21 protein-coding genes and 17 tRNA genes are annotated in these 24,386 nt (G+C 34.2%); 34 read left to right on the top strand and 4 right to left on the bottom strand.

What is annotated here, in order from left to right; all coding sequences use genetic code 11:
* The 31 genes from WFK35_RS07850 to WFK35_RS07700 all read left to right on the top strand — a co-directional run.
* On the top strand, positions 1-579 hold a 579-nt coding region (locus WFK35_RS07850; RefSeq protein ID WP_336732159.1), incomplete at its 5' end, for a tetratricopeptide repeat protein.
* 857 nt (positions 580-1,436) lie between these two features.
* Positions 1,437-1,510, top strand: a tRNA-His gene (locus WFK35_RS07845).
* Positions 1,511-1,607: 97 nt separating this feature from the next.
* Positions 1,608-1,681, top strand: a tRNA-Arg gene (locus WFK35_RS07840).
* Positions 1,682-1,776: 95 nt separating this feature from the next.
* A tRNA-Ile gene (locus tag WFK35_RS07835) sits at positions 1,777-1,850 on the top strand.
* Between the two features lie 91 nt (positions 1,851-1,941).
* Positions 1,942-2,015, top strand: a tRNA-Arg gene (locus WFK35_RS07830).
* 5 nt (positions 2,016-2,020) lie between these two features.
* A tRNA-Ser gene (locus tag WFK35_RS07825) sits at positions 2,021-2,105 on the top strand.
* Between the two features lie 5 nt (positions 2,106-2,110).
* Positions 2,111-2,182 (top strand) — tRNA-Asp (locus WFK35_RS07820).
* Between the two features lie 68 nt (positions 2,183-2,250).
* Positions 2,251-2,322: transfer RNA gene (locus tag WFK35_RS07815), tRNA-Pro, on the top strand.
* A 6-nt stretch (positions 2,323-2,328) separates the two neighbouring features.
* Positions 2,329-2,400, top strand: a tRNA-Glu gene (locus WFK35_RS07810).
* Between the two features lie 99 nt (positions 2,401-2,499).
* Positions 2,500-2,572, top strand: a tRNA-Met gene (locus tag WFK35_RS07805).
* A 389-nt stretch (positions 2,573-2,961) separates the two neighbouring features.
* Positions 2,962-3,043: transfer RNA gene (locus WFK35_RS07800), tRNA-Cys, on the top strand.
* A 174-nt stretch (positions 3,044-3,217) separates the two neighbouring features.
* Positions 3,218-3,304 (top strand) — tRNA-Tyr (locus WFK35_RS07795).
* A gap of 161 nt (positions 3,305-3,465) precedes the next feature.
* A tRNA-Glu gene (locus WFK35_RS07790) sits at positions 3,466-3,538 on the top strand.
* A 97-nt stretch (positions 3,539-3,635) separates the two neighbouring features.
* Positions 3,636-3,708: transfer RNA gene (locus tag WFK35_RS07785), tRNA-Glu, on the top strand.
* A gap of 311 nt (positions 3,709-4,019) precedes the next feature.
* Positions 4,020-4,093: transfer RNA gene (locus WFK35_RS07780), tRNA-Leu, on the top strand.
* 92 nt (positions 4,094-4,185) lie between these two features.
* A tRNA-Phe gene (locus tag WFK35_RS07775) sits at positions 4,186-4,258 on the top strand.
* Positions 4,259-4,346: 88 nt separating this feature from the next.
* Positions 4,347-4,419 (top strand) — tRNA-Gln (locus tag WFK35_RS07770).
* Between the two features lie 8 nt (positions 4,420-4,427).
* Positions 4,428-4,498, top strand: a tRNA-Trp gene (locus tag WFK35_RS07765).
* 128 nt (positions 4,499-4,626) lie between these two features.
* Positions 4,627-5,112, top strand: coding sequence for a ribonuclease H-like YkuK family protein (locus WFK35_RS07760; RefSeq protein ID WP_336732158.1), 486 nt, complete (start codon positions 4,627-4,629; stop codon positions 5,110-5,112).
* 126 nt (positions 5,113-5,238) lie between these two features.
* On the top strand, positions 5,239-6,051 hold the full coding sequence (locus tag WFK35_RS07755) for an ATP-grasp domain-containing protein (RefSeq protein WP_336732157.1): 813 nt from the start codon (positions 5,239-5,241) through the stop codon (positions 6,049-6,051).
* Between the two features lie 23 nt (positions 6,052-6,074).
* Positions 6,075-6,851, top strand: coding sequence for an ATP-grasp domain-containing protein (locus WFK35_RS07750; RefSeq protein WP_336732156.1), 777 nt, complete (start codon positions 6,075-6,077; stop codon positions 6,849-6,851).
* Between the two features lie 8 nt (positions 6,852-6,859).
* Positions 6,860-7,228: a cyclic-phosphate processing receiver domain-containing protein gene (locus WFK35_RS07745; RefSeq protein ID WP_336732155.1), complete on the top strand. Its 369-nt coding sequence runs from the start codon at positions 6,860-6,862 to the stop codon at positions 7,226-7,228.
* 100 nt (positions 7,229-7,328) lie between these two features.
* Entirely contained in the window at positions 7,329-8,345 is a 1,017-nt protein-coding gene (locus tag WFK35_RS07740) for an RNA ligase, Rnl2 family (protein ID WP_336732154.1), read from the top strand.
* A gap of 51 nt (positions 8,346-8,396) precedes the next feature.
* Positions 8,397-8,987 (top strand): RNA ligase 1 family protein, encoded by a 591-nt coding sequence (locus tag WFK35_RS07735; protein WP_336732153.1) that lies wholly within the window; start codon positions 8,397-8,399, stop codon positions 8,985-8,987.
* A gap of 383 nt (positions 8,988-9,370) precedes the next feature.
* Positions 9,371-10,315 carry a peptidase gene (locus tag WFK35_RS07730; protein WP_336732152.1) on the top strand — a complete coding sequence of 315 codons (945 nt, stop codon included), beginning with the start codon at positions 9,371-9,373 and terminating at the stop codon, positions 10,313-10,315.
* A 308-nt stretch (positions 10,316-10,623) separates the two neighbouring features.
* The gene (locus tag WFK35_RS07725; protein WP_336732151.1) at positions 10,624-11,493 is read left to right on the top strand and encodes a nucleoside hydrolase; all 870 of its coding nucleotides are present in this window, start codon (positions 10,624-10,626) and stop codon (positions 11,491-11,493) included.
* 181 nt (positions 11,494-11,674) lie between these two features.
* On the top strand, positions 11,675-12,238 hold the full coding sequence (locus WFK35_RS07720; RefSeq protein ID WP_336732150.1) for a metallophosphoesterase: 564 nt from the start codon (positions 11,675-11,677) through the stop codon (positions 12,236-12,238).
* Positions 12,239-12,432: 194 nt separating this feature from the next.
* Complete coding sequence (locus tag WFK35_RS07715) at positions 12,433-12,978, top strand: 3'-5' exonuclease (protein WP_336732149.1); 546 nt, start codon at positions 12,433-12,435, stop codon at positions 12,976-12,978.
* Between the two features lie 107 nt (positions 12,979-13,085).
* Complete coding sequence (locus tag WFK35_RS07710) at positions 13,086-13,634, top strand: 3'-5' exonuclease (RefSeq protein WP_336732148.1); 549 nt, start codon at positions 13,086-13,088, stop codon at positions 13,632-13,634.
* 94 nt (positions 13,635-13,728) lie between these two features.
* The gene (locus tag WFK35_RS07705; protein WP_336732147.1) at positions 13,729-14,481 is read left to right on the top strand and encodes a hypothetical protein; all 753 of its coding nucleotides are present in this window, start codon (positions 13,729-13,731) and stop codon (positions 14,479-14,481) included.
* Between the two features lie 140 nt (positions 14,482-14,621).
* Positions 14,622-16,244 (top strand): hypothetical protein, encoded by a 1,623-nt coding sequence (locus WFK35_RS07700; RefSeq protein WP_336732146.1) that lies wholly within the window; start codon positions 14,622-14,624, stop codon positions 16,242-16,244.
* A gap of 35 nt (positions 16,245-16,279) precedes the next feature.
* On the opposite strand, the gene WFK35_RS07695 is transcribed toward WFK35_RS07700, so the two are convergent.
* Positions 16,280-16,726 carry a VOC family protein gene (locus WFK35_RS07695; protein WP_336732145.1) on the bottom strand — a complete coding sequence of 149 codons (447 nt, stop codon included), beginning with the start codon at positions 16,724-16,726 and terminating at the stop codon, positions 16,280-16,282.
* 402 nt (positions 16,727-17,128) lie between these two features.
* Between WFK35_RS07695 and WFK35_RS07690 the strand changes: the two genes are divergently transcribed.
* The 3 genes from WFK35_RS07690 to WFK35_RS07680 all read left to right on the top strand — a co-directional run bounded on the left by WFK35_RS07690 (position 17,129) and on the right by WFK35_RS07680 (position 20,020).
* Positions 17,129-18,646 (top strand): TROVE domain-containing protein, encoded by a 1,518-nt coding sequence (locus WFK35_RS07690; protein WP_336732144.1) that lies wholly within the window; start codon positions 17,129-17,131, stop codon positions 18,644-18,646.
* Between the two features lie 170 nt (positions 18,647-18,816).
* Positions 18,817-19,428, top strand: coding sequence for a hypothetical protein (locus WFK35_RS07685; protein ID WP_336732143.1), 612 nt, complete (start codon positions 18,817-18,819; stop codon positions 19,426-19,428).
* A 364-nt stretch (positions 19,429-19,792) separates the two neighbouring features.
* Positions 19,793-20,020 carry a phosphate ABC transporter substrate-binding protein gene (locus WFK35_RS07680; RefSeq protein WP_336732141.1) on the top strand — a complete coding sequence of 76 codons (228 nt, stop codon included), beginning with the start codon at positions 19,793-19,795 and terminating at the stop codon, positions 20,018-20,020.
* A gap of 1,664 nt (positions 20,021-21,684) precedes the next feature.
* On the opposite strand, the gene WFK35_RS07675 is transcribed toward WFK35_RS07680, so the two are convergent.
* The 3 genes from WFK35_RS07675 to WFK35_RS07665 all read right to left on the bottom strand — a co-directional run.
* Entirely contained in the window at positions 21,685-22,731 is a 1,047-nt protein-coding gene (locus tag WFK35_RS07675) for a TerC/Alx family metal homeostasis membrane protein (RefSeq protein ID WP_336732140.1), read from the bottom strand.
* Between the two features lie 188 nt (positions 22,732-22,919).
* Entirely contained in the window at positions 22,920-23,531 is a 612-nt protein-coding gene (locus tag WFK35_RS07670; protein ID WP_214588639.1) for a TerD family protein, read from the bottom strand.
* Between the two features lie 183 nt (positions 23,532-23,714).
* A partial coding sequence (locus tag WFK35_RS07665; protein ID WP_336732139.1) for a hypothetical protein occupies positions 23,715-24,386 on the bottom strand: 672 nt, incomplete at its 5' end.

Here is a 24,386-nt window from a genome sequence, read left to right as displayed (position 1 = left end):
GAAGCCGCAAACTGCTACGAAAAAGCAAATCAGTATAAAAAAGCAATCGATTTGTACAAAGAACTCGAACAGAAAGAAAAAGTAGGCGATCTCTACAGGAAAATGAATGATACCAAAAATGCCAATATCTATTATCAGATGGTGGTGGACGATTATGTAAACAATAATCAGATGGTAAAAGGTTCTTTAATTTACCGTAAAAAAATGGAATTGCCAGATGAAGCACAGAAAATTCTGCTGAAAGGCTGGGAAGAAGACCGTGATGCTTTTAACTGTCTCAATAACTATTTTGCCAATATTTTTGATGTGAAAAAACTCGATCAGCAAATTCAGGAACTTTATCAGAAAACACCTTCGGAGAAAAAGATTACTTATCTTGAAGCCATGAAACACGAATTTAAAAAAGATCCGAAACTTCAATCGACCACAAGAAATATCGCCTACGAAATCATCGCCGAAAAAGTAGCAACCCGCTCAGAAATCGTAAATGAACTGAAGTATTTCAATCCGGATGATGAAGTGATTTTGAAAGATATTTCCAGATATAAGACGGGAAGGAATAGGATATTCAGGAATTGATTTGTTTGTCATTGCGAGGAGCAAGGCGACGAAGCAATCTCAAAGTAAAAATGACATAATATAGATTGCTTCACTTTCAGTTCGCAATGACAAAATAAAAAACTTTTAATAAAAAGATTTATCTTTGCAACCATAAAATAATGACAATACAAAGAGCACATATCAGTTTAAATCTATGCGATCGCCCTGAACTAAAGGGATCGTTTGGATATGAATGGATGATATCTTATGAGGCGAAATGTGCTTGCTTTGAAAATTATTTACTGTAAAACCGTAAAAATTTTATAAAAATACTGCAAAAACGCCTCGATTACCGAGGCGTTTTTTGTGTTTTTAGAGCAGAAATTATTTAGAATGAAAAAAAATAACCATAAAAATGAAAATTATTTAATAACAAATGAACAATTAATAAGAAAATAGAGCGTGATCAGTAACCCGATGAGAGACAGTCATTTAGGTATTGGAGACATCTGCAAAGTATTGCGGACGGAAATTCTCTATTCTAAAATTAGTACGTAATTAATTGATTTTCAAAATTTTAATTGAAAAATAAATTTGCGAGTTAAAAAAAATCATATTTACTTTGCAACCGAAAATTGAAAGCAACAGGTTTTCAAGCCTTTCAAAAAAACATTTTTAAAACAACAAGAATAAAATGAAACAATTACATAACATATCTAATTTATATTCAGGACAACGCGGTACAGAACCGATGGGGCAAAGATATGCTTGTGTTATTCTTCTTGATAGTGAATTTGTGGGAAAAAGGTGCTTATATACATGGGTCAGCTAATGAACTGACACGTCCAGAAATATAAAGCGCCTCCCGAAAAGAGGCGCTTTTTTTATGGTATATGGTTTCTCTAGCTTATTTGGTAAAGCGTCGGTTTGTGGCATCGGAGAACAGGGTTCGATCCCCGGAGATACCCCAAAAATGTAAATAGTTAATAGTGAATTTTACTTCGTAAGTGAATTTAAAAATTGACGAGCAAGACGAATTGACGATTAACAATTCACAAATTAAAAACAATCTCATGGCTCAATTGGATAGAGCGTTGGTCTACGAAACCAAAGGTTGAAGGTTCGAGTCCTTCTGGGATTACAAAAAATGAATGGTCAATAGTAAATTTTGTTTCAAGTGAATTTAAAATTGACAAGCAACGCGAATTGACGATTGACTATTCACAAATTAAAAACAATCTCATAGCTCAAATGGTTGGAGCATCGACCTGATACGTCGAAGGTTGAAGGTTCGAATCCTTCTGGGATTACAAAAAAGTGAATAGTCAATAGTGAATTTAAAATTGACAAGCAAAGCAGATTGACAATTGACCATTGGAGATTGATCATTCACAATACTAAGGTTCCGTAGCTCAACCGGATAGAGCATGGGTTTTCTAAACCCAGGGTTACAGGTTCGAATCCTGTCGGAATCACAAAAGGAGAGTAGGCAAATACTGGTTTGTTGCGGCTTACTGCTAATGAGTTCTACGACAGTAGTGAAGGTTCGATTCCTTTGCTCTCCGCAAAAGGTCTATTGAGGTAATGGTTAACCTTCCCGACTGTCTCTCGGGCACTGCGAGTTCGATTCTCGCATAGACCGCAAAGATTCACGGAAAATTTCGGCTCCGGCTGTCTCCCGGAAAAGAAAATGAAAGTGAATCTGCAAAACTGGAAAGATAACGGTGGTTGTTTACCCGCCTTGGACGCGGGAGGTCGCAGGTTCGAACCCTGCTTTCCAGACAGTTTGCTCCATTAGCATAGAGGTTAGTGCATTCGGCTTTCTACCGAACGACAAGGGTTCGATTCCCTTATGGAGTACAAAAAAGTGAATAGTTAATGGTGAATTTACTTCGTAAGTGAATTTTAAAATTGATGAACAAATGGGACTGACGATTGATTATTCACCAAATTAAAAACGATTTCGTAGCTCAATGGTTAGAGTATCGGTTTCATAAGCCGAAGGTTGAAGGTTCGAGTCCTTCCGAAATTACAGAAAAGTGAATAGTCAATGGTGAATTTTGCTTCACAAGTGAATTTAAAAATTGACAAGCAAAGCGAATTGATAACTGACTATTCACAATTCAAACTAAGTTAATTGTTTCAAAGAGAAAAAGAAAAGGCTTGTCGAGAGAAGAAGATCTTTAGCCAAAAAAACACGATATAATATAGACAGGCTTTTTCTTAACTCAACTGAAAATAGATGAAAAAGTTGTGACATAATATAAATTTTAGAGAAAATAAAGTTTGTCAAAGCGCAGAAGTTCTTATATCAAACAAAAAAATAAGACAGACTTTATTTTTTAATGAAAATTTAAATAAAAAGAATAATCAGAATATTGGGAAATTACTCATTACCTATTACTGATTACTCATAAAAACGATGGTTCGCCGAAGTGGAAGAGTCGGGGCGGTCTGCAAAACCGTTGCGTAAGCTGAGTGGGTTTGAATCCCATAACCATCTCAAATAACTAAAATGAGATTAGTTCCGAAGAAAAAGAAAAAGTTTGTCGAGCGCAGGAGTTCTTACATCAAACTAAAAATTAAGACAGGCTTTGTTTTTCTTCAAAAATTAAAGATTAAAAAGTTAGTTGGAAAATATTACTCATTACCAATTACTTATTACTCATGAAAAAAGGGAAGTACGCCGAAGCTGGAGAGTCGGGGCAGACTGTAAATCTGTTGCTTTATTGCTGAGTAGGTTCGAATCCTGCTACTTCCACCAAACCGCTGATAATGTAATGGCAGCATGCAGGAAATGTACTCTTGTTGTTCAGGTTCGACTCCTGGTCAGATGGTCAAAAAAAGTGAATGGTGAATAGTCAATTGTCAATTTAAAAAAAATGACTGTAAAGGAATTGACGATTAACAATTCACAACAAAAACGCTCTATTCGTCTAACGGTTCAGGACGTCTGCCTTTCGAGCAGAAAACAAGGGTTCGATTCCCTTATAGAGTACAGGAAAGTGAAAAGGTGAATGGTGAATTTTGCTCCGCAAGTGAATTTTAAGAATTGACTGTAAAGGAATTGACGATTAACAATTCACAACAAAAACGCTCTATTCGTCTAACGGTTCAGGACGTCTGCCTTTCGAGCAGAAAACAAGGGTTCGATTCCCTTATAGAGTACAGGAAAGTGAAAAGGTGAATGGTGAATTTTGCTCCGCAAGTGAATTTAATAATTGACTACGAGATAAATTGACGATTGATAATTCACAAAAAAATAGGTTAAATGGAAAGAGAAAGGTCTGTCGAGCGCAGAAGATCTTTAAAAAACATTACAGGCATAGTTTATAAATATAGACAGGCTTTTCTCGAACCTAAAAATATAAGTAATAAGTAATTAGAAATGAGTAATTATTTGAGGTTAATATGAATTATAAATTTATAGAAGATAATTTTTATTACTGATTACCAATTACTCATTACTAATGAAATTCGCGGGAATGGTGGAATTGGCAGACACACTTGATTTAGGCTCAAGGTTTTGGGGGTTCGAATCCCTCTTCCCGTACAGAATATAAGTAATCGGTAATAAGCAATGGGTAATAAATTGTAGGCAAAAAATATTACTGATTACCAATTACTCATTACCTACAAAAACTTGGAAGAGTGGTGTAGCAGGTCTGCACGTTAGTCTGAAAAACTAAAGGTACAGGTTCGATTCCTGTCTGTTCCACGAGATATGAGAAATAAGTAATGTGCAATAAGTAATGAATTATGCGCAAAAAAATCACTAATTACCTATTACTCATTACTTATAAAATTGATTCATAGTGTAATTGGTCAGCACACAAGACTTTGACTCTTGTTGTTCAGGTTCGAGTCCTGATGAATCAACAAAAACTACTCCGATGGTGTAATGGCAGCATCTCAGTCTCCAAAACTGATGGTATTGGTTCGAATCCGGTTCGGAGTGCAGGAATGTTAATGGTCAATGGTGAATTTGCTTCACAAGTGAATTTTAAATTGACAATACAATGAATTGACAATTTACAATTGACGTAATTATTAAAATTTAAACAAAACAAAAAACATGTAGAAAAAATGGAAACGCAACAACAAGTATGGCAGAACATGACAGGAAAAATTTTCCAAAACTCTATCACCCAACTGGTAGAAGAAGCCATCATCCGCGAACAGGCAAATGGACACCGACTGAAGGTTTGTATAGGTTCAGACTCCCATGTATATGGGGATGCCATTAATTATGCTACGGCAGTAGTGTTTATTCGTGAGGGAAAAGGAGCGTTTACCTTTATCAGAAAAGAAAGAGAAATACAGACCATCAGTATCAAAGAGCGTATGTTGAACGAGGTAAACAAATCCGTAGAAATTGCTTACGCTATTTGCGCTGTTCTGGATGCTTATGGAGTGGAAATGGAGGTACACGCAGACATTAACACCGATCCTGATTTCAAATCCAATGTTGCCTTAAGAGACGCAATGGGATATATTCTTGGAATGGGGTATGTGTTTAAAGCAAAACCTTACGCCTTCGCAAGTTCCAATTGTGCTGATATGATGGTGTAATAAAAATAGCTGGAAGTGGAATGTATGGAAATTAGAGTTTTTAATTTTTTACATTTTTTTTTAAAGCTTTCAGAAACCTCACAGGTTTTCAAAACCTGTGAGGTTTAAAGTAATAACAAATAAAAAATGAAAACAATTTTAATCATCAACGGAGAAAAATACTGGCAGGATTATTTTGCAGGATTTGATGTGGTTCAGAAAAAAGTTCAGACCGCAGAATTTATCGTAAAAAATGCTGAACTGTATGTCATTGATGAGAATGGAGTCTGCAAACCGGATGTAATTTTTTGGAGATTGGGAGCAATCAATCCTGAAGCAAAACACAGAAACATTTTGGAATTGATTGAATATTCCGGAGTTCCATGCGTGAATTCAGCTTCAACATTATTAATAGGTTACGAAAGATTATCCATGTTAAACAGATTGAAAAAACTTGGATTACCTGTGATTGATTTTAATGTCGCAACCAATACAACTCAATTGAAAAATCTGGAAATGCAGGTTCCTTTCGTAGTTAAAGTTGGGAATCATCACGGCGGATACGGAAAAAGTCTGGTTTCAACCGAAGAACAATGGGAAGAACTGAAAGATTTACTCTTTATTCATCAGGATTATGTGACGACAGAGAAATTTATTGATTATCAATATGACATCCGTTATCTGGCTGTCAATGATAAAGTCTGGGCGATGAAAAGAAAAGGCAAATATTGGAAAGCCAATTCTTTAACTCAGCAATATCAACTTATCGAGCCTGAAAAAGAATGGATAGAAAAAGTAAAACTGTTACAGGAAAACATCAAAGCAGATATTGTGGCGATTGATGTTCTGGAAACAGAAAACGGAGAAAAAGTGATTGTAGAATACAACGATATTCCCGGACTTTCAGGATTTCCTGAAGATGCAAAACTGGAATTGGCGGGTATTGTAAAAAGCAAATAAAAGAACCCTAAAAACAAATAACCATGTATTTTTTAGTTCAGGCTAATGTATATTTAGATCCCGATCATTACAGGATTTTTGATGCTTTGGAAGAATTAAATATTGATTACAGCGTAATTAATATTCCTCCAACCGCACAAAAAATTGACTTCGAAACAGACAGGAAAGATGTTTTCGTATACGGTTCGGTGACGATTGCAAGATTGGCAAAGCAAAATACAGATTGGTTTCCCGGTTCTTTCTATGGAGGCAATCACTTGTATGAAGTGTATTCCAAATATTACGGTGAAAACCTTCTGAATCATAAAGTTTCCGTTCATAAAATTTCGGAAGAATTGATTTGGAAAAAAGATGAACTCAAATTCATCAAACCTTACAATGAAGCGAAAATTTTCACAGGAAAAGTTTTCAACGAAACGGAATGGAAAGATTTTGTCTTTGAAGTATTGGAAAATCAAACCAACAGAATTACAGAAGATTCTTTGGTTCAGATTTCTAAAGCAAAACGAACGATCAAAGAAGCAAGACTCTGGATTGTTGGCGGACAGATTATTGATGCAGGATATTATAAATTCAATGATCATGCTCCTTTTGAAGAAAAAGTTTCAGAAAACGGATTGAGTTTCGCCAATGAAATGATTCAGCTTTTCAATCTTGAAGAAGCTTTTGTGATGGATATTTGCTTCACAGATGAAGGCTGGAAGATTGTTGAAATCAACTGCATCAACAGTTCAGGATTTTATCCGAATACAAACGTGAAAAGTATTATCAAAGCTTTGAATATCTACTTTTCTAATTAAAAAAAGCAATGGAAATAACAAAAAGATTACTGTTTCTGGACGATATACGATATCCAATTGAAGCGTATCATTATACCAAACAGGATATTTTCCTCAGAAAAGACTGGCATATCGTTCGGAATTACGAACAGTTTGTCAACAGGATTTTGGAAAAAGGACTTCCAGAAATGATCTCTTTTGACCACGATCTTGCCGATGAACATTATTTGAAACCCGATTCTCAGGAATTTGTTGAAAAAACAGGCTACGATTGTGCGAAATGGCTGGTAGAATATTGTATGAATAATTATTTGGATTTGCCAAAATTCTACTGCCATTCCATGAACCCTGTCGGAAAAGAAAATATTGAAAGCCTTTTAAAAAACTTTAAAAAATGATAACGGATATTTTTAGATTGATAGATGATACAGTAGTGAAACCTCACAGGTTTTCAAAACCTGTGAGGTTTTAAATAAAACAAATTAAAAATTTTAAAAAATGATTTTCAAAACATATAACTCAATAGAAAACGCTTACCAGACCCGCGTAATCGATCAGATCAGGATTCAGGGTTTTGGGGATGAGGTTTTCATCGTGCAGGAGAAAGTTCACGGTGCTAATTTCTCTTTCTTTACCGATGGAAAGGAAATTAAAACCGGGAAGAGAACCGCTTTCATCGAAAAGGATGAAAAATTCTTCAACGCACATCAGATTTTAGAACGTTACAGAAAAAACGTCATCGAAGTATTCGAAAAAGTGAAAAATATTCATCCGGATGTAGAGACGGTCGTAATCTACGGTGAATTGTTCGGTGGCGGTTACAAACACAAAGAAGTTGAACCTGTAAAAGATGCGGTAAAAGTGCAGAAAGGTATTGAATATGCACCTAACAACGAATTTTACGCATTCGACATCAAGCTGAACGGAACTACTTATCTGGATACCGATATGGTGAACCAAATTTTCGAAGAAACCGGATTTTTCTATGCAAAAATTCTTTTTCAGGGAACTTTGGAAGATGCTTTGAAGTTTCCGAATGTTTTCGATTCTAAAATTCCGGGCTGGCTTGGACTTCCTGAAATCGAGAACAATAGGTGTGAAGGAACCATTGTGAAAACTTTGAAAACCAGATATTTTGGAAACGGCTCAAGAGTCATTTTGAAAAATAAAAATGAAAAATGGATCGAGAAATCTAAAGTGGTAAGAAAACAGGAAAAAACCGTTCAAAAGCAAATCAGCTTTAGCGAAAAAGCTCAGAATATCTGGGAAGAAATTCAAAAATATGCAACTGCAAACAGGCTAAACAACGTGGTCAGCAAAATTGGCGAATTTGAACCCAAAATGATTGGTAAAGTCATTGGTCTTTTTGCGCAGGATATTTTAGAAGATTTTGAAAAAGATTTTCCGAAAGTTTTCGAAACCATTGAGAAAGAAGAACAGAAAAGAATCAATAAAAAACTGAATTTTTTAGTCATTGATGTGATAAAAGAAGAATTAATTTCCGCAAAAGTATAGTTTTGAGAGTTATGCTGATGAATAAAACTTTTGTGATTAAAACTATTAAAAATGAAAAAGATAAGTACATTATTCAAAAAAGATATACATAATTTAGGAAGAGTTATTAACGAAATTAATCCTGAAAACAACTGGGTTTTTGATGGGAAAGCTATTGCTACACAAAAGTTTGATGGTTCTGCATGTGCAGTAATCAACGGTAAATTATATAAAAGATACGATGCCAAAAAAGGAAAAACAGCTCCTGCAGGCGCAATTCCGTGTCAGGAAGCGGATCTTATTACAGGTCATCATCCGCATTGGGTAGCGTGTGATATTGATAAAAAAGAAGATCAATACTTCTGGGAAGGTTTCACTGCTTTGGCTGAATTGGGCAGGGTGGAAGATGGAACCTACGAACTCATTGGTGAAAAGATACAAGGAAATCCTGAGAATATTAAAGGTCATTTATTGGTAATACATGGCAAAAATATTCTTAGTTTAGAAAGTCTGGACTTTGAATTTATCAAAAACTTTTTGAGCAATCCCGAAAATGATATGGAGGGTATCGTTTTCCATCATACTGCTGACAACCGTATGTGCAAGATCAGAAAATCTGACTTTGGTGTACGAAGAATATCAGTAAAAGAACTTATTGTTTAATAAAGATGAAGTTTCGGTAATATATTTACCGGAACTTTTTACGTGTTAAATTGAACCATAAACTGATCTGACTAATATGCAGAAAGTTTGTCATTCTGACACAGCCTGAAAGGATGCGAACGAAGTTCAGAGAATCTACACAATATTTTTTTAGAGATTCTTCACTCCACTTTGTTCCATTCAGAATGACAGCAGAAATAATTAATTGTGGTAAAAAAATCTGATTGTCTGTAATTTGTCATAATAAAACCTCTGCGATCTTGGGTAAGTTTTAACGCCTCTGCGAACCTTAAAAACAGTTTGTTTATAAAAAAGCTTTGCGTGCTTAGCGTTAAAATCAAGTATTATGATTGATAACGAATAATCAAAAAAAATTAGAAAAAATGTTACAGGCAGAAATAAAAAGTCTATTAAAAGAAGACATCAGTATATTAATAAAAGTCCCGAATTCAGCAAATCATTATTTGTGTGATTGCGGTGAAGCTAGTTTACTGACGGTAAAAGAAGTACAGTCGGTTTCAGCAATATTCATCAGTCATACTCACATTGATCACTTTTCCAATTTCGACGGAATTTTCAGACATCAGATTGGGAGCGGAGAAAAAATCGTGATTTGCGGACCGAAAAATATTCACCGGCAAATTGAAGCAAGATTAAAATCTTACACTTGGAATTTAATTGATGAAAATGCGATTGAATATGAGATTAGAGAAATCGTTTCTAAAGAAGAAATTAATGTCTATAAAATTCGTCCTCCACATTGGAATCTGGAATTGATAAAAACTCAGCATTTCCTTTTTGAAGACGAATATGTGAATGTTGATTTTGCAATTTTGGATCACAAAACAGATTCTATCGCGTATTTATTCAGAGAAAAAGATTCAGTGACTTTTAATGAAAACGGTTTAGAATTTAAAAAAGGAAAATGGATCAGCGAACTCAAGAAAGCCTTTGAAAACAATGATTCCGACAAAGAAATTGAAATTGAAGGAACAGTTTATAAAGCCTTCGATCTATTTCACTTTCTGGCTCGAAACAAAGGGTATAAATTAGGCGTAATCATGGATCATGCGGTCTGTGAAGACAATTATGAAAAGATAAAAACAGTTTTCAGGGAAGCGGATATGGTGTACATCGAAACATTCTACAAAGATGAAGATCAGGAGTTTGCGAAGATCAACTATCACAGTTTTGCTTCTGCATCAGGTAAAATCATGAAAGAATGTGGAGTAAAAGAAGCAGTTCCTATTCACTTTTCAAGACGATATGTCGAAAGCGATCAACTGGAAATTGAAACCGCTTTTTATAAAGCATTTCAGGGAAATTAATTGACCTGAGTTCGTGATAAGTCTTCTTAAACGCAAGGTAAAACAAAGAGTTTCAATTATTAAGAATTCAGCTTTTAAGATATACAAAGGCGTAAAATTGATCAAAGTAATACCATTTTTGTCTTTTTTAAATAAACGAAGTGCCTTTGTTTAGCTTACCAACTTTCAATAAGTAAAAAAATCTTTTGTTTTTCTTTGCGATAAATTAATATGATTTTATAAATCAGGTATTTAAGTTTATTTCTTATCCCGAGCTGAGGTTAATTAAAATTATTTATTCAATTAAAATTAAAAAACTAAAAATAATCATGCAAAATAAATTACCTTTTCATTTCGATATGGAAACGGCTGATCCTGATGATTCGATGACGTTGGCAGTTTTAGCGACGCATCCCAAGGTTCATCTCGCAAGCGTATCCGTACATCCGGGAGGAAAAGATCAGATAGGATTTGTAAAACGTGTTCTGCAAATTCTGGACAGAGAAGATGTCCGCGTCGGTGCAGGAACTCCAAAATCTTCGGCGAGCCGTGTTTCGGGTTTTTACCAAGACTGGATCGGAAAATTTGAAGATTCAGAAGCGGATGATACGGCAGCAAACATTATGGCTGAAACACTCCATCAGTTTCCAAATTGTACTTTACTGACGGGAGCAGCACTTACAAATCCGCATTCATTGTGGGAAACCGGAGTTTTCTTCGATCGCTGGTTTTGTCAGGGCGGTTTTGCAGGCGATAATATTGTTCCAAAAGAACATCGACTGGAAAAATTTGACGGAAAACTTACCTGTGCGACATTCAATCTGAATGGAAATCCATTGGCTGCTGAAAAGCTGCTTTCAATACCCATAACCGAAAGACGGATGATCAGCAAAAATGTTTGTCACGCTGCTGTTTTTACAAAGAAAGATGCAGAAATCCTGATCCCCTTTCGAAATGAAAATAAAGGATTGAAGCTATTTCTTAAAGCTGTTGAACTCAAAGAAAAGGCACTTCATGATACTGTGGCAGCTTTATTGGCGATAGATCCGTCAAAAGCAGTCTGGGCAGAAGTAATTCCTTACAGACAGCGTGGTGAATGGGGTTCCCGTGAAGTAAAAGAACGCTCCGGACACAACTCATCATTGATTACAACTCATATTCCGGATTTCAAAGATCTGTGGATGGTGATGAAACCTTAACGAATTAATATTATTAAACTAAAACTGCAAAAAGTTATTAATTATGTGTGTTGTTGTCATTCAGAACGTAACGAAGTGGAGTGAAGAATCTCTAAAAATTATATTCAGATTCTTCCTTCGTCAGAATGACAGCATCGTGTAAAAGCAGAACTTTTGAAGTTAAAAAACAAACAATTAAAAAATGAAACCAAACATATTTTTCACAGCAGACCATCATTTTGGTCACGAAAACATTATAAAATTCTCCGAAAGACCTTTTGAGTCTTTGGAATACATGAACGAAGAACTCATCAAAAGATGGAATGAGAAAATCGGTAAAGATGACACCGTTTATCACTTAGGCGATTTAAGTCTTAGCAAACCTGACTTTACGAAGGAAATTCTGGACCGGTTAAATGGAAACATTCATTTGATAAAAGGCAACCATGAAGGTGCCGCGCTGACCTATCCAAAACGATTTGCTTCCATCAGAGATTATCACGAACTGAAAATTGATGAGCCTGAAAACAGCAACTGCAAACAGAAAATTATTCTCTTTCATTACGCCATGAGAACATGGAACGGCTCACACCGTGGCGTTTGGCAGCTTTACGGTCATTCGCACGGAACATTGCCCGACGATGAAATGGCTCTGAGCTTCGATGTAGGAGTAGATTGCCATAATTTTTATCCAGTTTCTTACGAGGAAGTAAAGGAAATCATGAAAAGGAAAAAATGGACACCGCCGTTTGCACCGAGAAATTAGAAATTGCTCCCTTCGGGGAGTTTTTTTTAAAATTATTTTTTAACTGCGTAAATAGAATGCGCACTCACTATTTTACCTTTGCACAACTTTAGTATTTAAAACAATTCTTCTTCAGGGTATTTCTTCCCGCTTCTCCTCCCACATTAGAAACCAAATGCAGATGAATGAAAAATGAATAGAACAAAAATGTAAAAATGAAAACAACAAACAAAATCGTAATTATCGATTTGGAAGCTACATGTTGGGAAAATGACAGAATTCCCGCCGGCCAAAAAACCGATATTATAGAAATAGGAATTTGCGAATTAAACATAACAACGCAGGAAATTTCCAAAAAACAAAGCATTTATGTAATTCCCGAAAGATCTGAAATCAATAAATTTTGTACAAATCTCACAGGAATTACACCGCAATTAATTGAAGAAAAAGGAATCTATTTCGAAGAAGCCTGTGAAAAAATCAAAGATGAATATCAATCAGCTCAGCTTACTTGGGCAGGTTTTGGAAACTTTGATAAAGAGCAGATCATGGAACAGTGTGATTATCTCGGTATCGAAAATCCTTTTTCCGAAAACTACATCAATGTGATGTATCAATTCAAAAAATATATAGGACATCATAAAATGATGGGTTTGAAAAGAGCCCTGAATTATATGAACATGGATTTTGAAGGAAATCATCACAGCGGAGCAGACGATGCTTACAACGCCGCCAGAATTTTAAGAGAAATTTTGGGGTGAATTTGGGCTGGAAGTCTGAAGCTGGAGGCTGGAAGTAATTACACGCTGTAAAAACTTCCATCTTCCCGCATCCATTTTCCAACCTTTAACAGTTAAATATTACAACAATGAAAACAACAGACAACATATTAATTATAGACCTCGAAGCTACATGTTGGGAAGACCGACTGCCGAGAGGACAGGAAAGTGAAATCATAGAAATCGGAGTGTGTATCATGGATGCAAAAACCGGAAAGATTTCTAAAAATGAAGGAATTTTAGTAAAACCTCAATACTCAAAAGTAAGTCCGTTTTGTACGGAACTGACTTCCATTACGCAGCAAATGCTTGATGATGAAGGGGTTTTGTTAGAAGATGCTTTAGATATTCTGAGAGCAGAATACGATTCTGAAGATCTGACCTGGGCAAGTTACGGAAACTACGATCTGAATATGCTTCAAAATCAGGCAAGAAGATTTAAAGTGGATTATCCTTTGAGCGATGACCACATCAATGTGAAAACTTTATTTGGAGAACTGCATCCCACGATTCGTAAAAGCGTCGGAATGGCAAGAGCTTTAGGCGAATTAAATCTTACTCTTGAAGGAACGCATCACAGAGGAGTAGATGATGCCAAAAATATTGCAAAAATTTTGCATTGGTGTTTGCAGCAATAATTTAACAGTTTACCAATCTAAAAATTTAATAATTACTTCCTTTTGAAAGGGAGTTTTTATAAATTATTAAACTATATTTATAAAAACTAATAATATGGATATTACTTCAGAAGTGTTTCATAAAGCAATAAATAGTAAAAATGTCGAAAATCTAAAAAATTATCTGAGGGATTTATTAGTTGCTGTTCCAATTTTTTACGGAGAAATAAATATAAAAGGTGAAAAAATTGAAGGCATTATAATTAAGAACTGTTCATTATATTTCAATGTTGAGATCACGGACATAAAACATAATCTAATATTTGATGATGTAACATTCCTTTCTGAAATAAATATTGAAAATGTTGAAGGAACTTATACCATTTTTAAGGATAGTCATATTAAAACTATTGATATACAATCAATAGGTGACCTAGGTTTGAGAATTTATAATACTGACATTAATATTATAAAAGTTTCTAACTCTCAAATAAAATCTATTTCAATTTTAGATTCTAATATAGATGAGACTTTATTAAAAGATAGTAATATTAGAATGCTATATATTGAAAAAACTACTTGTGATCTGATTAATTTGAACGAGATTAATTTTGGAGCTGAAGGGATTATCTTTAAATCATTAAAGAATGATAGGCTTGTTATTACTGGAACTGAAATTGAAGATTTATACTTTTTGGAAAGTTCAGAGATAAGATTACTATCAATTCATAATTCTTTTATCAGAAAAATTATTTTTAAATATGTAAAATTAGAATCTCTTTATCTACTTAATATATTCAATTTAGAAGAATTAATTATTAAAAAAAAACAAGTATTGAAAATATACACTTTAGTAAATCTGATATAGCGCGTTTAGTAATAAATAATTATTGCGTTTTAGGACAGTTTATAATAGAGCAAAAGACAAATATTGGGTTAATAAGAATAACCGAAAATAATACTGTAGAAGGGTTTTCTATTTTATCAGATAGTCAAATCTTTAATTTTTTGATTTATAGGAGTAATACAATAGATTATATAACCTGTGACGAAGATGGTCTTGTTGGAGATTTTGATATTTATGATTCCATAATTAAATTTTTAACTTTAAATAAACAAAAATCATCTTTTAATATTTACAATGCTACAATTGGTGCACTCAAATTATTTGAATGTTGTGTTAATACTTTAAATATTCAAAGTGGATGTAAAATAGAATGTTATATTCATGAATCTAAAATTAACAAACTAAATTTTCAACAGACCTCATTAACAAAAGATTCTTTGTTTTCTTTTTCTTCAACAAAGATATATGCCATCGTAATGGAGCATTTAAGTGTAATAGGTAATTTGTATTTTCGAGAATTAAATATTTTAAATCTGCCATTTTCTGATCAGTGGAGCGATATTAATAAGTATAGTTTCAGACCTAGCAAAGAAAGTAGAGATTATAGTTTTGATATTGAGGTATACGAAATGAAAAAAAATATTTTAAATTATTTAAACCCTATTGTGGAAAATAGTTCTTTGTGGATAATTACAAAATCGATTGATACACATAATAATCTCGAATCATTATTGAATAACAATTATTTTCAAGAGAGGATTGTTAACGAAAATTTAAAAAAATTGATTGAACAGTTAAAAGATGCATATTTAGAAGATAAAAAATGGTATGAATCAAATCTAATCAGAATGATTGCAGAAAATGCGAAAAATTTAGATTCAGTAGAAAAAGAGAATTATAAGTATAATTTAGCAATGATAAATTTTATTTGGGATGTTTTCCATAAAATTCAAACATATGATTTAAGAATTCAAAATATTAATAAACCTTTATTTCGTATGTATCAGTCTTCATTGGGTAAAACTGAATTTTGTGATTCTAATTTAGATGGATTTCAGTTTCAATATAAAGGTTCAAATTTTATTGATACTATTTTTTTAAATAGTACTATACCTCAAAAACAACTTGAAATTCTTAAAAATGAGACTGAAGTTTATAAAAATGAAAGAGATATATTTTACTATCAACAAGAAAGTGATTTTTATACACAAATAAAAAAAGTATATGAAAAACAAGGTAATATATATGTATCAGGCATTTTTCAATCAAAATGGGCAAATGTTCAAGAGACATTATTATTACTCAATCTTAATAAATCTGAAAATTATCTTAAAAGTGATTTTGGGGTTGTAAGATTTTTTAAAAGTTTAAAAATATTGAAACATGAAAACTATTCAGAAACAAGCCAAGATTTATTTACTTTTACCCTAAATAGAATTTCTAATTCACATGGTGAAAATTGGATAAGAGCTATTGTATTTACTTTTGTAGCATCTTTTTTTATATACATACTTTACTTTTTAAGTTTAAATTATCAACTTATTGATAATATTTCAGATTTCAAAGGATGGCAATTTGATAATACTTTTTCGTTTAAAAATCTTTTTAGATATTACCCTGAATTTATAAATCCAGCCAGAAGAGTAGATTTTATAACAGGCAATAAAGATCTAAAGCTTGATCCAAGTGCATGGAGCGGTTTTTGGGATTTACTAGGACGAATTGTTTCAGGATTTGGTATATATCAACTTGTTGTTGCTTTTAGAAAAAATGGAAAAAAATAATACAAAAACCAAGTTTATAATTTAAACTTAGTTTTTTATTTCCTTTCCAACCACTCCTCATAAGAAAGCACACCCAGCTCCGGTTTTCCGTCACCTTCTAAAATCGAGATAAATTCCAGCTGATTTCCATCCGGATCATTAAAATAAATGGCTAAAGCAGGCATCCATGCAAAAACCATCGGCTTTTCAATTCCGTCTTTCAGGAAATTGTAAGGTTTTAAATTTTTATTTTTCAGAAATTCGACAGAATAATTCAGAATATCTTCTTTGTCGACGGTAAAAGCAAAATGCCTTGTTTGCAGATTTTCCTTTTGCTCCCATAATCCCAACATGGATTCCTTGTTTTTTCCGATCCACAAATAAGCAATTCTTCGGTTTTCTTCTTTATGGGCAAATTCCAATCCTAAAATTTCAGTATAGAATTTTATTGCATTTTCCAGATCACTCACCTGAACATGAGTTTCGTACAATCCTTTAATCATAAGTTTAAAATTTTAATGAAACAAAGCTAGAAAACGTATTTCCAAAAAATCCCCATTATTAATTCCTTTATATAAAATGAATGATAGATTTTTTCTTTTGGCTGATTGTTACTGGTTATTAGTTGCCTGTTAATTGTCTATTGTTGTTGGTTCAGCGTTATGTTTGTCATTCTGAATGAAGCAAGGCGGAATGAAGAATCTATTTTAAAACGAGTTCTGAGATTTCAGAATAAAAAATCTGTTTTTATTACTGCAAGAATCCGTGCAATTAGTGTTTAAATAAAAATTTTTTCAAAAAAAATATAATACGCAAAAACATTGCGCAATAGCATCCTTACTTTGCATCAGAAATCAGGGAGAAAGTGATAATCCTCTGAAATGTTTAACAAAAAAACAGTAACCATGAAATTTAATTTTTTAAGAAAAGAGAATAAAGTAGTAACGAACTACGAAGGTGCAAAAGCTTATACCATGACACCTGCAGAAGAACTATACAGTGCTGTTGTTACAACAGGATTATCCAATACCACTTATGAAAAAGGAAATGAAAGACTCACAAGAATTCAGTCCCTGATTCAGAAAAATGATCCGGAATTTGTAGCAAAACTGGCAGTTTATGCAAGAAAAGATATGTATCTGCGTTCCATTCCGTTGGTTTTGACGACCGAATTGGCAAAGCAGACTTCAGGTACAGACTTGGTAAGCAGAACCATCGACGGAGTTATTCAGAGAGCGGATGAAATTACAGAATTGCTGGCGTATTACCAATTGGCAAACGAAAGAACAGATCTTAAAAAACTGAACAAACTGTCAAAGCAAATCCAGAAAGGTCTGGTAAAATCATTCAATAAATTTGATGAATACCAGTTCGCCAAATACAACAGAAAAGCGGAAGTAACTCTGAAAGATGCCCTGTTTCTGGTTCACCCGAAAGCAAAAGATGAAAACCAGCAGGCTATTTTCAACAAAATCGTCAACGATTCGTTGGAAACACCTTACACTTGGGAAGTAGAACTTTCAGTATTAGGTCAGACAAAATTTGCCGATGATGCCGAAAGAAAAGCAGCCTTCAAAAACAAATGGGAAGAACTGATTTTCAGTAACAAACTGGGTTATATGGCAACTTTGCGAAACCTCAGAAATATTCTGGAAGCCAACGTTTCTTCGGATGCAATGCAGAAAGTTTGCAGCTATCTTTCGGATGAAAAAGCCGTGAGAAATTCAAAACAATTGCCTTTCAGATTCTTGTCGGCGTACAGAGAACTGAAAAGTATGAAATCACCTTATCTGTCATCAATTCTCGAAGCATTGGAAGATGCGGTTTTGGTGAGTGCCAAAAATATCAAAGGTTTTGGATTCGATACTTCGGTGGTGATCGCGGCAGACGTTTCCGCTTCAATGCAACAGCCGGTTTCTCCAAGATCTAAAGTTTTGCTGTATGATATTGGTCTGTTGATGTCGATGATGTTGCAGTCACAGTGCAAAAATGTGGTTTCAGGAATATTCGGAGACACATGGAAAAGAGTTCCGATGCCTAAAAACGGTATTTTGAGAAACGTAGATGCATTCTACAAAAGAGAAGGTGAAGTAGGTTACTCTACTAACGGTTATCTGGTCATCGAAGATTTGCTGAACAGATGTGAAAAAGTAGATAAAATAATGATTTTCACCGATACCCAGCTTTGGAACAGCAACGGAACCCGAAATTCTTTCGAAGATTCTTGGAATCAATACAAAAGTTTTCAGCCAAATGCAAAATTGTATATTTTTGACTTGGCGGGTTACGGAAGACAGCCTTTGGATATCAGACAAAACGATGTATACCTTATCGCAGGTTGGTCCGATAAAATTTTCGATGTACTGAATGCTTTGGAAGACAAAAAATCTGCCGTAGAAATGATTAAAAAAGTAGTGCTGTAAAAGGCACTGCTTTTAAAATAAAACTAATAACCATTATTTTCAGGAGCTTAATCCCGCTCTCCGCACTCGCTATTTTCTGGATTTCGGCTGTGGCGGCTTTGCCGCCACAGCCGAAATCCTAAAAATGAGCTCAAACAAATGCTGCGATCGGGGCTAAAAAAATGCAAAAAATGATAAAACTTTTTAATGTTATTGAAATCAATCCCTTTAAATATTCTCAAGAAGACTATGAGATTCCTGAATTATCAGATTCTTCAAGTTCTGAAGAGCGGAATGATAGATGGCAAAAAGCTATATCTACTTTAGATCTTAATCTAAAATTAATCGAGGAAGATTCTTATTTCGTAGATATTGAAACAATTGATGATGAAAATCTGAAGATTATTTTAAAAATAGTTTTCGATGATAGAGATATAGATATTGAAGAAGAAAATTACTTGATGCTTTTTGATGGAGGAATTCTTTTAAAGAAAGACAATGAACTTCTTCTTGAGCCACAATGTTGTGCAGATCTTGAGGATATCAAAAATTGGGAATATATTTTCGAAAATAGTTCATCAGATTGGTCACAGTTATGGATTGGGCATCCATGGATTTTCTACAAAAAAGAAAATGGTAAAATTCAATTTTCCGATTATACCGAGGACTTGTTAAATAAATGGGAAAATAGACAATCTGTTTTTGAAGTTGATGAATTAGATTTGCAAATTGAAATTAGCAAAATAAAAGAACGGCAAATACATTTCAATAATAGAGTTATTAAGCTTTTGACAGAAATATAAATTTAAAACCGACCTAGGAAATGTAGGCGTAAAGAAAATAAGCTATACGAACGTTAAGAAAATTCTACTGTTTGAAGCGCGACACAAATTCAGAACCGAATAACAAATAATCAATTCGCGCAAGTTTTAGAATTTTTAGAGCGTATAGATTATTTTTAGCCGGAATTTCCAAGTCTTGAACTTTTGGTTCTTTTGCTTCAAGGCAAAACGAACAAAAACAGGAATATTTTCAAAATAAATTTCAACTGCGTAAAAAGAATGCGCACTGAGGCAATAACTTTGCATCAACAAAAACAGATAACCATGAATTATTATAAAAAATGGCTTAAAGGAACACTGTATTGAGGTTAAATACTCAATACTTATGAAAAAATTTAAAACACTAAAGAAGTCTTTCGGAAGCAATGAATATGGATTAATTGACTTTCCGAAGAAGATTTCGAATGTGCAGATTTCCAGAATTTTATATGGAGATGAAATGGGATGTTCTTATTGTTTTCCACATGGTTTTGAAACCATTAAATCAAAAGAAATTAAGTTTCAGAGAAATTGGAAAAAATACAGAAAGACCCAATGGAAAACTAAAAAGTGAGTGTCGTAAAACAGAATTACTTCGTACTGAGCAGAGTTGTATTGCAGGTAAAAATCCTGTTTCCTGAATTCGGAATGGTGTAAAAAGAAACACACAACAATAATAAATTCTGTTTGATTTTTCACCTTACTTAAAAAAAATTACCGGTGCCGTAAGAAAAGAATTCCTTCGATTTCCACTTGAATAAGAGTCTTTTCGTTACATTGCCCGGTTTAAACAACCAATGTCGTCATCATAAGAGATTCATCGTCTTACTTAAAATTTGAATTGATATCAAAAACTCTTATACCATGTTACTTGGTTTTTTTTAAAATAATTTTAACTGCGTAAAAAGATTGCGTACCAATGCAGTAATTTTGCAGTAACAAAAAACAATAACCATAAAAACTTAAAAACAATCGATGCCGTAAGAAAGAGTTCCTTCGAATCCAAACTGAAAAAGTCTCTTTCAAAATTTTTGCTCGGTTTTAAATTGTAAAACTAAAACTTTGAAAATATAAAAATAAAAAATCAAGTGTCGTTTCAGAATCATACTTCGATATTTAATCTTTGGGTCGCAGGTTCGATTCCTGCCTGTTCCAAAATGGAAGAGTAGCTCAGATGGTAGAGCAAAAGCAATGAAGATTCTCACATTATTACCTTGATTTAAAAAACAAAAGAGTGCCGTAGAAAAGGCTTACTTCGAACAGCAATTATTTAGACCAAAAAATCTAAAAAACAAGTGCAATTTCCTGAATAACAGTAGGGATCAGGTGCATGTCTGTCTTTTCGCCTTTTGCCTCTTTTTATTGAAAATTTAAAAATATCGGGTGTCGTAGTACAGAAATTCTTCGTTTCCCCGCTTAAGATGCAGGTTCAAATCCTGCCTGTGAAAACAGTAGTCTAATGGTAAGACGTAAGCCAGTAAGTGTCTGTACGAAATTTACCTTGATATAATAAAGAGTGCCGTTAGAGAAAACTTACTTCGGTTAATCTTAATGATGTTGGTTCGACTCCAGAATAAATCTGAAAATGATTTATATAAAGAGTTTTCTCGTCTTTTGCCTCTTTTTTTATTTAAAAATCTATGCAGATAAGTGTCGTAGAGAAGGGTTACTTCGTAAATATAACGGTCCTAAGGTAGCGTAATTCGGGCGACCGAACTGGTGAGGTTGGGTTGAAAACCAACTGGGCAAAAGTTTTCGAAAGAAAGCGTAAGTCTCTCGCAGATGTAGAATTGCCGGCTCCCTGCCCAAATCGGGTAAGAGCGGCGCTCATAAGAGCAAAAATACCTTTTTCGTCTTTTACCTTATCTGTTTTATAATATACAAGTGCCGTAGAATAGTGTTACTTCGCTCATTACGACGGGGTTGCGGGTTCGAGTCCCGCCTTTTCCACAGTTTAAAAAACACAAAATTAAAATAGGAAAAGTAGCTCAGTTGGTTAGAGCACGACATTGCACTTTCTGGTTGTTGCCTTGTTTTAAAATATAAAGTGTCGTAGATAAAAGATACTTCGTCACCAATCGAAGGGGAGGAATAATGAAGCCGGCTGATCCGGCAAGATTATCCGGTTCGACTCCGGCAGAACGATGCCCCGCTTTTCTTTTCCCGTTTGTAATCTTTATATTAAAAATCCGAAAAGCAGTATGCTTTTCGGATTTTTTTCTTTAGATATAAATGATCTTATTCTTCAATTTTTTCTTGGTCTTCGTCCTCCTTTTTATCAGGGAAGATTAAAGACAGAATCACTGAAATTACCAAAACTCCTCCAACGATTCCCAAAGAAACCGGAGACGGAATATGAATCCATGGTGCGATCAGCATTTTTACTCCGATGAACGATAAAATAACTGCCAAACCATAAGGTAATTTGCTGAACATATGAATGAAATTCGCCAACAGGAAATACAATGATCTTAATCCCAGAATCGCGAAAATATTTGAGGTGTAAAGAATAAACGGGTCATTAGAAATCGCAAAGATTGCCGGAATGGAATCTACTGCAAAAAGAACGTCTGTAAATTCAATTACCGCTACAACAACCAAAAGCGGGGTTGCCATTTTCATTCCGTTCTGTACCGTGAAGAATTTGTCGCCCACGTAATTGTCTGAAACTTTCCAGAATCTCTTAATCAGTCTTGCTCCTGCTGTATTGCTGTAATCTTCTTCGTCATCATCGTCTCCGTCGCCCCACGATTTTATTCCTGCATATACAAGGAACAACCCAAATAAAGTCATTACAATATTGATTTTCACAGGATGTCCGAAAATATTCATTTCAGGAAGGTAAGTAAGGTTGATTAATCCTACACCCGCAAAAATGAAAATTGCCCTGAAAATCAATGCTCCGATAATTCCCCAGAAAAGAACTTTATGGTGAAGATATTTCGGAACTTTAAAGAATCCGAAAACCAGAATGAATACAAATAAGTTATCTACCGAAAGTGCCTTCTCAATCCAGTAAGCCGCCTGATACTGCGTGAATTTTTCTACTGCAATCTCGTGGCTTCCCGAACCCAAATCTGAATTGTAAACCCAGTACACAACTCCCGAAAACACCATTGACAGCGAGATCCATACGATTGACCAGATTGTGGCTTCTTTGGACGAAACTTCATGACTTTTTTTGTTGAAAACTCCTAAATCCAGAAGTAACATGATAACTACCGTTACCGCAAATCCCCAAACCAGACCGGGATGAAGATCTATTATACTTGTACTTTGTTCCACTTTTTTATGTGCTTATTATACGATAAAAGCAATATTTGTACAGGTACAAGTATTGCTAAGTTTTATTTTTTATTTTAAAAATTTATTCAATAGTTAATAAGTTTTGGCTAAAGCCGGATTGGAACCTATTTTTAATGCAAACGGGCTAAAGCCCGTTCCTATTGATAATCATTTTAAACACTTATATTTTATAAATATTTCTGCTTTACAGTTTCGATTGTTTCCTGCAGTTTTCGGTCTGCTGTAGGATCTCCGATCGCGTTGAACTTCCATTCTCCGTTTCTTTTGTAGAAAACTCCCATCACCATGGCAACGTGACCTCTGAAAGAAGCATCGTTCGCAATATCATATTTCGCAAAAACTTCTCTTACGTTGGTTGGCGTTCCTTCGTAAATTCTGATGGATGCGAAAGGAATAGTACCGAAATCCTGACCTTTATAACTGTTCAGAACCAAAGCAACGTGTTCTACATTGGAATCCAGATTGCTGAAATCTACAGTAATGACCTCATTGTCAAGGCCGTCATCTCCATTCACATCTCCTGTTAAATCGTCTCCGCTGTGTCTTACAGAACCGTTTTTGGATCTTAAGTTTCCAAAATAGATTACTTCTGTTGCATTTTTATTAGAATCGTATAAAATACAGCTTCCGTCCAGATCTACCGCTTCTTTTGTAATCCCTCCAAAAAATCCTTTTTTCTCAATTGCTCCCCAGTTGATTCCTACACAAGCCTGCGTAAGCGTAGTTCCGTTTTCCTTTGTAAGGTTTATTCTCTGACCTTTTTGTAAGTTAATAGCCATTGTTATATTTTGTTTTAGTTCTAATTTTAATTTTTTTTACTGTGCTTAGTTTAAACGCAAAGACTCGCAAAGATTTTTTTTAATTGTTTTGCATATCTTTGTTCGCAAAGGCGTTTCACTCAGCAAATGATGGCAGTACAGTGAAAAAGTTTGTAAAGAATTGAATTTTAAAACTTTTTACTTTTAATTATTATTTAAATTTAAGTTCAGCATTGCGCGAAGAATATTGGTTTCCTCATTGATGTCGAACATTTTACTCATCACGTCCGTATTTTCCAGATTTTTAATGTAATCCTGAAGTACGGCAATGACCTGTTCCGGCAGCGTTTTTTTTCTTTCGTTCATCGTCTGTTCCAATTGTTCATTCTTTCTTTTTAGCTGATAAACAATCGTTCCCTGATTTGATTCGTTGGGCATTGTATCTAGTTTTTCCAGTTTTTTAGGATCAATCAGATACATTTTTCTGCCTTCAATATCGAAGATGAAATGATCTTCAGACTGAAAAATCTTAAACAATTCATATTCGTTTCCCGCGATGGCGTATCCACACACAAAGCGGACTTTAAAATTCTGAATGTTAAGTCTTCCCAATAATTTTCTTTCGATCTGATAATCTTTATACTGATAGGCAGGAAAAGAACCGGACTTCAGCAATTCTTCATCAACATTTGAACGGTAGAATTCTGCCGCATATTTTTTGTTGAAATACAGAACATTATCCCAGTTCAATCGAAATTTATCTTCCGTAAGATCATTATACAGACTTTTCAGCTGATTGGAAAAAATACCGCTGTACATTTTCCGGTCAGTTTCGAAACCGTCAACACGCTTTTCTTCAAAACCGGAAATGTATTT

The sequence above is a fragment of the Chryseobacterium sp. VD8 genome, assembly GCF_037149975.1.
Classification (GTDB): domain Bacteria; phylum Bacteroidota; class Bacteroidia; order Flavobacteriales; family Weeksellaceae; genus Chryseobacterium; species Chryseobacterium indicum.
Note: the sequence above shows the minus strand (reverse complement) of the source record. Positions and strands in the feature narration are given on the sequence as shown.